Annotated in this window: 16 protein-coding genes; 9 read left to right on the top strand and 7 right to left on the bottom strand. The window is 42.6% G+C overall.

Annotation, left to right across the window (positions count from 1 at the left end):
* Positions 1–86 precede the first annotated feature (86 nt).
* From ACNARN_RS05800 to fis, 9 genes are all read left to right on the top strand, one after another.
* Positions 87–1,061 carry an MDR family oxidoreductase gene (locus ACNARN_RS05800; protein WP_198619271.1) on the top strand — a complete coding sequence of 325 codons (975 nt, stop codon included), beginning with the start codon at positions 87–89 and terminating at the stop codon, positions 1,059–1,061.
* Positions 1,062–1,539: 478 nt separating this feature from the next.
* Positions 1,540–1,983, top strand: coding sequence for a type II 3-dehydroquinate dehydratase (gene aroQ, locus ACNARN_RS05805; RefSeq protein ID WP_006535378.1), 444 nt, complete (start codon positions 1,540–1,542; stop codon positions 1,981–1,983).
* A gap of 33 nt (positions 1,984–2,016) precedes the next feature.
* Positions 2,017–2,487, top strand: a complete 471-nt coding sequence (accB, locus tag ACNARN_RS05810) for an acetyl-CoA carboxylase biotin carboxyl carrier protein (RefSeq protein WP_023582895.1) — start codon at positions 2,017–2,019, stop codon at positions 2,485–2,487.
* Between the two features lie 12 nt (positions 2,488–2,499).
* Positions 2,500–3,849, top strand: coding sequence for an acetyl-CoA carboxylase biotin carboxylase subunit (accC, locus tag ACNARN_RS05815; protein WP_109371980.1), 1,350 nt, complete (start codon positions 2,500–2,502; stop codon positions 3,847–3,849).
* Between the two features lie 272 nt (positions 3,850–4,121).
* Positions 4,122–4,370, top strand: coding sequence for a YhdT family protein (locus ACNARN_RS05820; RefSeq protein ID WP_023582900.1), 249 nt, complete (start codon positions 4,122–4,124; stop codon positions 4,368–4,370).
* Positions 4,360–5,805, top strand: a complete 1,446-nt coding sequence (gene panF / locus ACNARN_RS05825; protein ID WP_198632139.1) for a sodium/pantothenate symporter — start codon at positions 4,360–4,362, stop codon at positions 5,803–5,805. The genes ACNARN_RS05820 and panF overlap by 11 nt, the downstream gene beginning before the upstream one ends.
* Positions 5,806–5,828: 23 nt before the next feature.
* A complete protein-coding gene (gene prmA / locus ACNARN_RS05830; protein ID WP_198619269.1) occupies positions 5,829–6,710 on the top strand; it encodes a 50S ribosomal protein L11 methyltransferase in 882 nt (293 codons plus the stop codon).
* A gap of 321 nt (positions 6,711–7,031) precedes the next feature.
* Positions 7,032–8,003, top strand: a complete 972-nt coding sequence (gene dusB, locus ACNARN_RS05835) for a tRNA dihydrouridine synthase DusB (RefSeq protein ID WP_069368388.1) — start codon at positions 7,032–7,034, stop codon at positions 8,001–8,003.
* A 20-nt stretch (positions 8,004–8,023) separates the two neighbouring features.
* Entirely contained in the window at positions 8,024–8,320 is a 297-nt protein-coding gene (fis, locus tag ACNARN_RS05840; protein WP_004245342.1) for a DNA-binding transcriptional regulator Fis, read from the top strand.
* A 717-nt stretch (positions 8,321–9,037) separates the two neighbouring features.
* Here the strand turns inward: fis and ACNARN_RS05845 are convergent.
* The 7 genes from ACNARN_RS05845 to ACNARN_RS05875 all read right to left on the bottom strand — a co-directional run bounded on the left by ACNARN_RS05845 (position 9,038) and on the right by ACNARN_RS05875 (position 14,165).
* Entirely contained in the window at positions 9,038–10,699 is a 1,662-nt protein-coding gene (locus ACNARN_RS05845; RefSeq protein ID WP_161738183.1) for a terminase large subunit, read from the bottom strand.
* Positions 10,696–11,049 (bottom strand): phage terminase small subunit P27 family, encoded by a 354-nt coding sequence (locus tag ACNARN_RS05850; protein ID WP_004245345.1) that lies wholly within the window; start codon positions 11,047–11,049, stop codon positions 10,696–10,698. Before ACNARN_RS05850 ends, ACNARN_RS05845 begins: the two co-directional genes overlap by 4 nt.
* Positions 11,050–11,322: 273 nt before the next feature.
* Positions 11,323–11,769, bottom strand: a complete 447-nt coding sequence (locus ACNARN_RS05855; protein ID WP_004245346.1) for an HNH endonuclease — start codon at positions 11,767–11,769, stop codon at positions 11,323–11,325.
* Entirely contained in the window at positions 11,770–12,066 is a 297-nt protein-coding gene (locus tag ACNARN_RS05860) for a head-tail connector protein (protein WP_004245347.1), read from the bottom strand.
* Complete coding sequence (locus ACNARN_RS05865; RefSeq protein WP_049194561.1) at positions 12,059–12,394, bottom strand: phage head closure protein; 336 nt, start codon at positions 12,392–12,394, stop codon at positions 12,059–12,061. Before ACNARN_RS05865 ends, ACNARN_RS05860 begins: the two co-directional genes overlap by 8 nt.
* On the bottom strand, positions 12,391–13,611 hold the full coding sequence (locus ACNARN_RS05870; RefSeq protein ID WP_416304235.1) for a phage portal protein: 1,221 nt from the start codon (positions 13,609–13,611) through the stop codon (positions 12,391–12,393). The genes ACNARN_RS05865 and ACNARN_RS05870 overlap by 4 nt, the downstream gene beginning before the upstream one ends.
* Positions 13,611–14,165 (bottom strand): HK97 family phage prohead protease, encoded by a 555-nt coding sequence (locus ACNARN_RS05875; protein ID WP_215754808.1) that lies wholly within the window; start codon positions 14,163–14,165, stop codon positions 13,611–13,613. Before ACNARN_RS05875 ends, ACNARN_RS05870 begins: the two co-directional genes overlap by 1 nt.
* Positions 14,166–14,211: the final 46 nt, after the last annotated feature.

Raw genomic sequence — 14,211 nt, forward strand, 5'->3', positions numbered from 1 at the left:
TTATTACAATAGATATTGTGCACAATCACGACGAGATCTAAAAAATCACCTATCATGACACAAATAGAAATCGATGAGGGGTCAAGATGAAAGCATTATTAGTAGAACAAAATGACAACAAACTCAGTACCAACGTACAAAACATTGATGAAAAAATACTGCCTATTCATGAGGTTATTGTCGATATTCATTACTCAACGCTTAACTATAAAGATGGGCTCGCTATCACGGGCAAGGGAAAAATACTGCGCCAATTTCCAATGGTGCCGGGTATCGATTTTTCGGGTGTTGTTCATCACACCGAAGATCCTCGCTTCCACATTGGTCAACATGTCTTATTAACCGGCTGGGGGGTAGGTGAAAATCACTGGGGTGGCCTTGCACAAAAAGCAGGTGTAAAAGGTGATTGGTTAACCGTTGTGCCAGAAGGACTCTCTTTAAAAAATGCCATGATAATTGGGACTGCGGGTTTTACTGCCATGCTTTGTGTGATGGCATTAGAACAAGGCGGCATTACACCTGAAAGTGGTGATATTTTAGTCACTGGAGCCAGTGGTGGTGTCGGAAGTACCGCTATTAGTTTGCTAACAGCATTAGGCTATCAAGTTACCGCATTAAGTGGCAGAGCGAGTAACCATGACTATTTACGCAAACTTGGCGCCAAAAATATTATCACTCGTGAAGAGTTTGAGCCTGCGGGCAGAGCTTTAGATAAACAACGCTGGGCGGGTGCAATTGATACCGTAGGTGGGCAAATTCTTGCCAATATTCTGTCACAGACAAACTATAACGGAACAGTAGCGGCTTGTGGATTAGCTGGCGGTTTCTCTTTACCAACAACTGTCATGCCTTTTATTTTACGTAATGTTCGCTTACAAGGCGTCGATTCTGTTTATTTCCCAGCAGAAAAACGCGCTCAGGTTTGGCAACGTTTATTAAAATTACTACCAGAAACGTTCTATCAGCAAGCGATGACAGAAATTACACTTGATGAAGTTCCTCGTTATGCTCAGATGATTATGGATAATCAAGTGACAGGTAGAACCTTAGTAAAACTGTAACTGCTCCCCACCCGCATTAGGCGAGGGTTTACGGCATTTTTTTGCTAATTCTCGGTTTTTATCTGCTTATTTCTGGCATTAATTCACCTTATTTAGTGCCAGAATAAGCTTCTTTGTGTGTGAAACGAATATGAAATTGTGATTCAGATCACATTTATGATATATATTGATGATTGTTCTCAAAGAAGTTCAGATTTCCAGTGACATCAATAAATAACGTGGTGTTATGATTATTTTTTAGACACCTGTTTATTTTGCTTTCTCGCGTTTACAATCTTGTAAAAACTTTTAACTTTTCATCAAAATAAACCCTTCATTCCCTGATTAGACCAGTATTTTGCTGTTATCTTCTGTGAAATGTCTATAATGTCGGACTTTGTGATATGTATCGTAGCAATGGATACAATAAAAGATGACAAAACGAAAAGCACAGGTTATTTTGTCATTTCGTTGACGAATTGACGGAGATAGAAGCATAATGTCGGAAAATTTTCATATTTTGCTCCTGAATGGTCCGAATTTAAACCTGCTTGGAACAAGAGAGCCGGAAACCTACGGACACTTAACTCTGGATGATATCGTTCAAAGTTTGTCAGCAGATGCTCAGGCATTAAATGTGAAACTCAGTCATTTTCAGTCTAACGCTGAATTTGAGCTGATAAATAAAATTCATGCAGCTCGGGGTAATGTCGATTATATATTAATCAATCCTGCAGCTTTCACGCATACCAGTGTTGCACTGCGTGATGCATTATTAGGGGTGAATATTCCATTTATTGAAATTCACCTGTCCAATGTCTACAGTCGGGAGCCTTTCCGTCACCATTCATATCTCTCTGATATCGCAACAGGCGTAATCTGTGGATTAGGTGCAGAAGGTTATCGATTTGCTTTACAGGCAGCGGTCAGCCGCTTGTCTTAATAAAAAACATCAAAAAGAGTACGGAATCAACTCATGGATATTCGTAAAATTAAAAAACTGATCGAGCTAGTCGAAGAGTCTGGCATTTCTGAACTGGAAATCTCTGAAGGTGAAGAGTCAGTACGTATTAGTCGTAACTCTGGTCTTCAGGGTCAAATGGCTCCTCAGCAATATTTTGCGGCACCAGTGGCACCTCAACCTGCATTAGCAAATGCAGTTGCGCCTGTAGCGCCAGAAACACCAGCGGCTACACCAACGCAAGAAATCAGCGGTCACGTTGTTCGTTCACCAATGGTCGGAACGTTCTACCGCTCACCAAGCCCTGAAGCTAAGAAATTTGTTGAAGTCGGTCAGCAAGTCAATGTAGGCGATACTCTGTGCATCGTTGAAGCAATGAAAATGATGAACCAGATTGAATCTGACAAAGCGGGTGTTGTTAAATCTATCCTTTGCCAAGATGGCGACAACGTTGAGTTTGACGCTCCACTCTTTGTTATCGAATAACGAGGCAGGTCCATGCTAGAAAAAATCCTCATTGCCAACCGTGGTGAGATTGCACTGCGTATCCTAAGAGCATGTAAAGAGCTTGGGATCAAAGCAGTTGCTGTTCACTCCACGGCAGACCGTGATTTAAAACACGTTCTGCTGGCAGACGAGACTATCTGTATTGGTCCCGCTGCTTCAGCAAAAAGTTACCTAAATATCCCTGCAATTATCGCAGCGGCTGAGATCAGTGGCGCACAAGCCATTCATCCAGGATACGGTTTCCTGTCTGAAAATGCTGATTTCGCAGAGCAAGTTGAACGCTCTGGCTTTATTTTTATCGGCCCGAAAGCTGAAACCATCCGTCTAATGGGTGATAAAGTTTCTGCTATTGAAGCGATGAAAAAAGCGGGTGTTCCTTGTGTACCAGGATCGGACGGTCCTTTGGGTAACGACACTGCGAAAAATATTGAAATTGCTAAACGTATTGGCTACCCAGTTATCATCAAAGCCTCTGGTGGCGGTGGTGGACGCGGTATGCGTGTTGTTCGTGCTGAAAAAGATCTAGAACAATCCATTACAATGACGCGTGCAGAAGCAAAAGCGGCATTTAGCAACGACATGGTATACATGGAAAAATACCTTGAAAACCCACGCCATGTTGAAATTCAAGTTATGGCTGATGGTCAAGGTAATGCAATCTATTTGGCTGAACGTGATTGCTCAATGCAACGTCGTCACCAAAAAGTTGTTGAAGAAGCTCCAGCACCAGGTATTACCCCTGAAATCCGTAAAAATATCGGCGAACGCTGTGCGAACGCATGTATTGAAATCGGCTATCGTGGTGCAGGTACATTCGAATTCCTGTATGAAAATGGCGAATTCTACTTTATTGAGATGAACACCCGTATTCAGGTTGAACATCCAGTAACAGAAATGATCACAGGCATCGACTTAATCAAAGAACAGTTACGCATTGCATCTGGCTTACCTTTATCAGTAACGCAAGATCAAGTTAACGTTCATGGTCATGCAATTGAATGTCGTATCAACGCAGAAGATCCAAAAACCTTCATGCCAAGCCCGGGTACAATTACTCGCTTCCACTCACCAGGTGGATTTGGTGTGCGTTGGGAATCGCATATTTACGCAGGTTATACTGTTCCACCTCACTATGATTCAATGATTGGTAAATTGATCACTTATGGTGAAACACGCGAAATCGCGATCTCTCGTATGAAAAATGCGTTGGCGGAACTTATCATTGATGGTATTAAAACCAATATTGAACTGCACCAGTTCATTATGAATGATGAGAATTTCCAAAAAGGTGGTACAAACATTCACTACCTTGAAAAACGTTTAGGTTTAGCTGAGAAATAATCTTTCTCGCTTAACAAAAAAAGGCATAGTTTATTTACTATGCCTTTTTTATTGCTGATGACCCGCCATAAACAGATCCATAGAGGACAAATTAAACGCATTTCTTAATTAAAACCTGTACTGTTTTCTTTCATATTTATATTTAAAAACAATAAGATAATCTATTTTTAATATTCCCTCATGACTTTGTGATTAATTTTCACTGAATCAATACTCACTTTCCCGTACAATCCTCCCATTCATTTTTAACCCTATTAAGATTGGGAGAACAGATGGACAAACGTTTTGTTCAGGCCCACAAAGAAGCCCTTTGGGCCCTAATTTTAACTTTTATGTATTTGTTGGGTTGGTTAATTACCGCCTATTTACCTGATAACACACTAGGCATTACTGGTTTACCTCTTTGGTTTGAGCTTTCATGCTTATTCCTACCTGTTTTGTTTTTTCTGTTGTGCTATCTGATGGTGCGCTACTTTTTCAAAGATATGCCGTTAGGAGATGAGCATGACGATGCAAACTGAGGTCATAGTGCCACTGATTGGCTACCTTCTGTTAGTTTTTCTGCTGTCAGCTTATGCTTATCGTAAGCGCGAAAAAGGCGAATTTCTTAACGAATATTTTCTTGGTAACCGCTCAATGGGTGGCTTCGTGCTAGCCATGACTATCACTGCAACTTATGTCAGTGCAAGCTCCTTTATTGGCGGGCCGGGTGCTGCCTATAAATACGGTATTGGTTGGGTATTACTTTCAATGATCCAACTTCCCGCTATTTGGCTCTCTTTGGGTGTTTTAGGGAAAAAGTTTGCCATTTTAGCGCGCCGTTATAATGCTGTTACCTTAAATGACATGCTTTATGCTCGTTACAAAAGTCGTTTCCTCGTCTGGTTTGCCAGTTTAAGCCTGTTAGTCGCTTTTGTCGGCGCGATGACTGTTCAATTTATTGGTGGAGCACGCTTATTAGAAACTGCAGCAGGCATTCCTTATGAATTCGGCTTGCTGATCTTTGGGATCTCCATTGCGCTGTATACTGCGATTGGCGGATTTAGAGCCAGCGTATTAAACGATGCCTTACAAGGCCTTGTGATGCTACTTGGTACATTTATTCTCCTGTTTGCCATTATCTATAAAGCAGGTGGATTAGATATTGCGATACAAAAACTCAATACCATCGATCCTGCATTAACCTCTCCTCAAGGGGCTGATGGGATTTTAAGTGGCCCGTTTATGGCATCATTCTGGGTACTTGTCTGTTTTGGTGTTATTGGCTTGCCACATACTGCGGTACGTTGCATCTCTTACAAAGACAGTAAAGCCATGCATAAAGGGATCATTATTGGCACAATCGTGATGTCATTATTGATGTTTGGTATGCACTTTGCTGGCGCATTAGGTCGGGCGATCATTCCTGATCTCACGGTTCCTGATCAAGTTATTCCAACATTAATGGTTGAAGTATTGCCGCCTATTGCAGCCGGTATTTTCCTTGCTGCGCCTATGGCCGCCATTATGTCGACGATAAATGCGCAACTGTTACAATCGTCAGCAACTTTGGTCAAAGATCTCTATCTCAATATCGCTCCGCATGCGATAACTAACGAGAAACGCATCTCTCGTTTATCGAGCCTTTCGACCTTGATTTTAGGTGTGTTACTGCTATTTGCAGCATGGAACCCACCATCAATGATTATTTGGCTTAACTTACTTGCTTTTGGTGGCCTACAAGCTGTTTTCTTATGGCCTTTAGTTCTTGGGCTTTATTGGGAAAAAGCTAACCGTTATGGTGCTATTGCGGGCATGATCACAGGTGCCACACTCTATGCCACCCTTGCGACATTTAACATCCAGATCGCTGGATTTCACCCCATTGTTCCATCACTGTTATTGAGCTTAGTCGCGTTTCTTGTGGCTAATCGATTTGGAGAGCATACTCTGCCTCAATCAGCATCATTACAGTGAATTCGTTTTTAAAGAGACTAATTATGCCTTGGATACAATTAAGACTTAATGCAACCGCCGCTAATGCAGAAGCTATTGGTGATGAATTGGTTGAAAGCGGTGCCGTTTCAGTGACTTTCCAAGATAGTCACGATACCCCTATTTTTGAACCGTTACCGGGTGAAACTCGCCTTTGGGGTGATACTGACGTTATCGGTTTATATGATGCAGAAACTGACATGAAAATCGTTGTGGCGATGTTAGAAAATACGCCACTACTCGGTAAAGGCTTCCTGCACAAAGTTGAACAACTCGAAGATAAAGATTGGGAACGTGAATGGATGGATAACTTCCACCCGATGCGTTTTGGCGAGCGTTTATGGATTTGCCCAAGCTGGCGTGAAGTACCTGATCCTAACGCCGTAAACGTCATGCTAGACCCTGGCCTTGCGTTTGGTACAGGTACCCACCCTACTACCTCATTATGCCTTCAGTGGCTTGATGGATTAGATCTAGAGGGTAAAACCGTTATCGACTTCGGTTGTGGCTCTGGCATTTTAGCTATTGCGGCATTAAAGCTGGGTGCAGCTAAAGCAATTGGTATTGATATCGATCCTCAAGCCATCCAAGCAAGCCGTGATAATGCACAGCGTAATGGCGTTTCTGACGCACTCACACTGTATCTTGCAAAAGACCAGCCTGATAACCTCAGTGCCGATGTTGTCGTCGCTAATATTTTAGCAGGTCCATTGCGTGAACTTGCACCTGTTATCAGTACACTGCCACGTCAAGGTGGACACCTAGGCCTTTCTGGTGTGTTAGCGACACAAGCAGAAGGTGTAGCAGCCGCCTATGAAGGACTATTTAACTTAGATCCTGTTGCCGAAAAAGAAGAGTGGTGCCGTATTACCGGTGTGAAAAAATAACATCGAACAAATATTAACCAAAATGAGATAATCTCATTGCGTTAAAATTTCACTTAATTATTGTTTATCAGGCATTAATCACATTTTTGCCTGATAAACTCTACTTAGTTCCACTTGTTTATCAATTCTATATCATCAATTTTTAATTTTTTAAAAACAGATAACGTTATGTTTTTATTGATTAAATAATCAATTCATAAAAAATCAAGTGTAAAAAAGTAACTTTTTTTCGCAATTTGGTTAAACTTTGTCCTTTCATATCTGGCAAAAAATGCGTAATATACGCGCCCTTGCAGTCACAGTTTGGCCCTCTTTTCATCTATGCGAATCGGACAGTATCAGTTAAAAAATTGCCTTATCGCGGCTCCCATGGCTGGCGTTACAGACCGACCTTTTCGGTCACTTTGCTATGATATGGGTGCGGGTATGACAGTTTCTGAAATGCTTTCTTCCAATCCTCAGGTTTGGCAGACAGACAAGTCTCGATTACGAATGGTACATAGTGATGAATTGGGGATCCGCTCCGTACAAATTGCAGGAAGTGATCCCGTTGATATGGCGGCAGCTGCGAAAATAAACGCAGATAGTGGCGCTCAAATTATCGACATTAACATGGGTTGCCCTGCAAAAAAGGTGAATAAAAAGCTAGCCGGTTCAGCACTACTTCGTCATCCCGACCTTGTCGCAGAGATCCTCTCTGCTGTGGTTAACGCGGTAGATGTTCCTGTTACTCTCAAGATCCGTACTGGCTGGTCACCTGATGAACGTAACTGTGTAGAGATTGCCAAATTGGCTGAACGTTGTGGTATTCAGGCTCTCACTATTCATGGACGTACACGCGAGTGTTTGTTCAAAGGGGAAGCCGAATACGACAGTATTCGGACAGTTAAGCAGAGTGTTTCTATTCCCATTATTGCGAATGGAGACATAACAGACCCGCTAAAAGCCAGAGCAGTATTAGACTACACTGGAGCCGATGCTTTGATGATCGGTCGCGCTGCTCAGGGAAGACCCTGGATCTTTCGGGAAATCCAGCACTATCTGGACACAGGTGAACTGTTGCCCCCTCTGCCGATTGCAGAGGTACAACAAATAATGCAAAAGCATGTGCGTGAGTTGCACGACTTTTACGGTCAAGGCAAAGGAACTCGCATTGCACGCAAGCATGTCTCTTGGTATCTCAAGGAACATGCCCCTGATGACCAGTTTCGGCGCTCCTTCAACGCCATAGAGGATGCCAGCGAACAGCTGGAGGCGTTGGAAGCATATTTCGAAAATTTTTTGCGTAAATAAATAAAAGAGCTGACAGAACTATGTTCGAACAACGCGTAAATTCAGACGTACTAACAGTTGCCACCGTAAATTCACAAGATCAGGTGACCCAAAAACCTTTACGTGACTCAGTTAAACAAGCACTGAAGAACTATTTTGCTCAATTAAATGGTCAAGATGTTAATGACTTATATGAGCTAGTATTGGCGGAAGTTGAACAGCCATTGTTGGACATGGTAATGCAGTACACCCGTGGCAACCAAACGCGTGCAGCGCAAATGATGGGCATTAACCGCGGCACACTGCGTAAGAAACTGAAAAAATACGGCATGAATTAATAGAAGTCTTATAACACATTGAATTAAAAAGCCCTTTTCATTATTTGTTAAGGGCTTTTTTGTTATTATTACCCCACCGTGTACCCCACATTAAAGCTCACAGCATCTATTAACAATAATTAGCTCCAGTACATACATATAAGTATTTAGTTATAAAAGGCATGATCAAAATGGTGATACCTGTTTCGCCAGATCGATTACTTAATGTGAAAAGAGAAAGATAAGTAAACTACAAAATTTTAATAGCTTAAATTATGTACAGTACAACTCTATTATCCTGCAATTTGTTCCCTACCCCCCTATAAATCTTTTTGAAGCCCTCAACTGTGCACCCTATGCACCATTAACTTAATCCATTGATATTAAATAATAAATAAGGGTGAACACGGTGTGCACCAACTGTGCATACTGTGCACCTTTTTGCTGATAATTTACTCTTTTGGAGATTTACACTAGGTGGGCGACGCCTTGATATTAAGGCGTCCTAATCGAGGTGAGTGTGTTTAACGTTCTAACCTATTGATAATTTCACAAATATGTTTTTCTCAATAACTCGGGGACAATTTTGTCCTCTGGAAGACCAAAGCACTAATAAATGCTTTGGCTCAGATTTAAGCTGTGGTGTGACTGTAAAGGTATTGCGATTTCCACCATACCTATACTATGGTGATTTCCACCATGGTTGATAACGAAAATTTGCAACTAACAATAAGTCAGCTACACCCCATCAAATGAGGCTAAACGTTCTTTTTGCTCCCCCGTTAAGTTGAAAGCAAAGTCTTCATGCTCAATTTGCCATGTACCAAAGCTCATAAGGAAAGCAATAGCAGGGTCAATCTTGTTGGCTGATTTCTTTTTATTGGGCTTGATATTCGCGTTTGCGTCCGTTTCCATGACGACATTAGCCATCGCCCACGCAAGCACCGGATCGCCATTGTGACGAATGATTTTACGATTAACAAATACCTCGGCTGATTTCGCCACAGGGCTAAACTTCATGTAAGTTTGAGGAAATGGCTCAACATCTAACCCCGCACCTTGTAGCTGTGTCCTTAGGTGAGTTGCATTCCATGTATCAAAGCCTGTCAACTTGATATTGAATTGTTGGCTATCTCTAAGCACATCATCACGAATGCGATCATAATCAATACAATCACCAGGAGTGGTACGAAGCCAACCTGATTTAACCCATTGACGGTAAATCGCCCTGTTCTTATTGGCGGGGTTCTGTAACTGCGCTTCGGGGATATAGTGGCGAGTCAATAACAACAATTCATTATCAACGGGAAAGGTATAGCAGACACTGGTAATATCCCCCGTAGAAGATAAATCCATTCCTGCATAACACGCTAAGCCTTTAAGGTCAGTCTCGGTATAGTCCATTTCACACGCTAACCATGCGCCCTCACCCATCCAAGGCGTTTCCCCCTGACACCAGATATTAAAACGCTTAGTTAACATTTCTGTCCATTGTGAGGGAATACCTCGCGCCTTTTGTATCGTGTCATACAAAGCATCACCATCAACCGACACATTAAGATTGGGGTTCGCCTTTATCCACAGGCGTTCATCGTCAATTTCTTTTTCGTCATCAAGTTCATAAATCAAAGCAAATAACGATTCATTTTGTTCTTCACCAGCGAGAATTTGACAACAATAATCATAATGTTGCTTACAGGCTGAAATAACGTTACTCCCTGACGTTGTGATCGCAAATAAAATCCCCTCAGGACGTGCCCCCATCCCTAACTCAAGAGCAGAATAAACCGCATTATCAGGGTGTAAGTGATATTCATCAACAATCGCTAAACTGGGATTGGTTCCCTCAATAGTGGCGGCTTTAGCGGCAAGAGGTTTCAATAAGCTATTACTTTTCGGATTAATGACTTTATGTTGCTGTATGGCCACCCGTTTTTTAAGCGGTTTAGACAGCACACACATTTGACGGGCATCATCAAAAACAATACGCGCCTGATCTCGACTAACTGCAGCGGTATAAATATCTTGTTGCCCGTTTTCCATCACCAAGAACCAATTAGCCAGTATTGCCGCAACGGTGGATTTTGCATTTTTGCGGGGAACCTGAATATAAGCACTGCGGTATTTTCTTCGCCCCGTTGAGATCACCTTGAAACCAAGGAGATTCGCAAAGGCAAATTGTTGCCACGGCTCAAGCTCTATCGGCTTACCTCGCAAGTGCCCTTTAACATGTGGGCAAACACGGGAGAACCCGATAAAACGCTCTACAATCTCATTATCAAAGGTGTAAAGCGGATTATTTAAGTCATTATAGTAACGTTCAACAGCTTGTTTTAACCGCTGACAGGCGGGGATTTTGCCTGTTTTGATGTCACTTGCGTACTGCTCCCATGCGTTCATAGGCGATCTAATTCGTCCTCTTCCTCGGTTTCAATTGGATTTTTACGACGAGAAACAGGATCGAACCCCAGTAAGGAAGACATTTTAATCATGATTTTTTCAGCATCAGCCTTGGCACTCAATGAGGGATTACGGCTCTCACTGCCTTGACTATTGATAATGCTAAACCCTCGATTATCTAAGTCTTCAACCGCTTTACGGTACATCGCATAATTGACGCAATACAATTCTAAATTGTTCCAATCGGCTAACGTCAGATCGTCACGTTCTGCCAATATTTTGGCTTTTGTTTTCCACTCTTTCGTCGCTATCTCATTAAGATAAACGGGGGGTTTAGGTGCTCTTGCCATAACTATTTCTATTTCCTAGTAAATTATTTTCAAAAAAATTACCGTGCGTAAAAATTCGAGGAGGGGGGCGGTTCCTGAGACGAGGCCGTTTGTCATTTTTGATACCCCTACCCTTTCTATATGTTTCTCTAACGATTTCTGAAACATTCCATTAGCTCCCTATCACGTTGAGTATTGCGCCCTGTAATGGGCTTTGTAGGCGTTTTTAATTGTCGTTGTCTATACGGTTCACTGTGCTTTAAGAGTCCTTTAACCAACTGATTTATTTCATTTTCACGCATTACGGTTATACTCATCTCGCCAATCATTATTCCGTGTTGCTTTTGCCTCTAACTCTCGATACTCCCCATTTTTACGCTTTTGCTTAGTGAGTGGATCATGCTTAAAGGTTTTGGTGTTATGACAACTGTGACATAACGCTTGATGGTTAAAATCCACCCAAAACAATACGTCACTATCACCGTTAATAGGAATAATGTGGTCAACAATGGTTGCAGGGGTATATATCCCTTTATTGAGGCAATGCACACATAACGGATTTAACTTGAGATACTGTAAACGGTACTTGCCCCACTGATTGCTATAACCTCGTTCGGTTCGTGTCCCTCGCTGGCTATCCTGTTGTCGTCTGGCTTCTTGTTTATGTTCTTCACACCGTCCAGACTTCACCCGCTTATTACAGCCTTGATAACTACAACGCTTTAGGGGTTGCCATGGCATCTAGTACACTCCCACATCTCGATAGGTTGACCACAGAGAATGAATAGTCAGCGGAACTTCTTTTAATCCATCACTGCCTATCATCTCTCGGTTCTCATAAAGCAAACTGATATACATTAGACAGCCCACCTTGATCGCTGGAGTGAACGACAATCCATCATCAAATCGTTTACCGATATGTTGTTGGCACACTTCTAATGCGGCATCAATATAGATAGCTAATATGGCATCGTCATAATCATCATCAATACGGCAATGCAACTTCACTTCATCAAGGCTGATATTAGGTTTAGTCACGCTCTACACCCTCACAAATAATTTCCATACTGCCCTTGGCTTTATCGGCCACAATACTTTTAATATCCCAATGATTACCGTCCGTGCCGGCGTAGCTAAACATCAATCGATCTGCTGTGGTGATATCAGGAAAATAACGTAACCAAACTCTCACCGTGGTTTCACTCTGTGTTTGCTGACTGCTAAAATACTCGCGCCCTCGGATCCCTTTTACCTCAGCCCAAACTTTCGCAATATCGAACCACATCACCTCATTACCACTAAGCGCATCCGGTTTAAGCTTTGAGCGCTGAATAGTTACCCGTTGATTCATGCGCCCCGCTTTCATTCATCCACCTTGTCAGACTCTTTTTTAACTTCAACGGTCTGTTTCCATGCCTGACTAAATTCATCACCACCTTCACGAGGAGGCAATCCCTCACGCTCACGGGCTTCATTCGGACACATGACTCCCGACTTAATCGCGGTTTCATAACTGCGGAAACGCTCCGTAGGATTAGCGCGGAGTAAATCTGCCGTATCAAATTCCACTTGATAGCGAATATTCGGTGTAGGTGAAGTCAATAACAGCGCTGATTTAATTTGTTGCTCAAAGTTGGCTAACCATGGGCGCATAGTGATGCTCAGTAAGGCACGACTTGCCTCACTAAAGTTGCTGTAAGTACTGTTGGAATATTCTTGTAAAAAGATAGGGCTAATGTTGAACATACGGGCAATATCTTCAATGGTAAAACGCCTTGAGGCTAACCACTCCGCATCTTGGTTACTCATGCCTAATTGTTCATATTCCATGCCCCCCTCAAGAATGGGGGTTTTCCCTGCATTACGTGCCCCTTTGTAGCGTTCTAGGGCTTCTAATGCCTTAGTTCCTTTGAGGCTATCGAGCCATTCACCCGATTTAATAATGCCAGATGCCATCATGCCGTCTTTCATGATACTCGCGCCGTGTCGTTGTTGAGCTAATCCTAAGCCCAATGTTTCACGGCAAATCGTGACGGGTGAGCGACCTAAAAAACCGTCATCGGTCGCATAACGTAAATGCAAGATTTCTTCTTGTAGGTAGGTTTTCACCTTACCGCTATACGGTTCAGTCACGGTATAACTGTATCGGTGATCCCCAAGTCGATTAATCACCACCGCACTAGGGGGATAAGGATGTATTGATTTAGGCTGTCCATCTTTGCCCCACGTAATCACCGCATAGGCGTTACCATTGAGCAAACAATGACGCATTAAAGTGCGCTTAAATTGAAAAGCGGTCTGACAGTCATTCGGTTTTTCATTGAGAAGATAATCAACAGGATGATCACTTAACCACTCTCTTGATTCTCGCCCTTTATCATTGTGTACCCGATACAGAAAACAGGGCATGGAGGCAATAGCTTCACTAATGACCGTCACCGCATTCATCACGGCAGGTAAGCCCTCCGCTGTTGATGAGCTAACGTGTTCCCCTGAGTTTGTGTTAGATATCCCCGCCAGAGAAAGAAACTCATCAATACTTAGACTGCGGGATTCGGAGGCTTTACGTTTGAATGGCCACATTATTCCACCTCAACCAATTGTAACCAGCGGTCAAAATCTTTTACCGCTTGTGGTTTACTGAGTGTTAAGGAGCGTTTGGCAATTTCTACGCCACTATCAGGATAAGCGGGTAAACTGGTGATGGTGATTTCATGGAGTTCGGCTTCTAATACAGTTCTGACATACGGCTCTTGACCAATATCCCACTGATCTTTAATCGCTCGGAAACCAAAACTCATACCGTCAATATCACCTCGTTCAACCAAGGTGAGAACATCACGCCCTAGTTGCGTATCAGGCGGAGTGAGTTCAAAACGTAACCCTGTTTCATCTTCGGTGAGTTGTAATGTGCCAGAAGTCGTGCGCCCCAATAGGTTAGTGTAATCATGTTCATAAAGCGCCCTGACATCACTCCTTTTTGATAAGCTGTTACTAAACGCATTTTGGGCAAATTGCTCGACAAACTCATCCCAAAGCACATGAGAGCGTAAGCCCCATTTAATGACATAACCCACCAGCTTTTTATCACTGGCAGAAAGTGTTGCAGTACGGATTTCTAACTCGGTCTTTTTCATAGCCTATTCCTGACAAAAAGAGCGCTCCTGAGATCACAGGAACGCC

Source organism: Proteus sp. TSJ240517, assembly GCF_047921575.1.
Taxonomy (GTDB): Bacteria; Pseudomonadota; Gammaproteobacteria; order Enterobacterales; family Enterobacteriaceae; genus Proteus.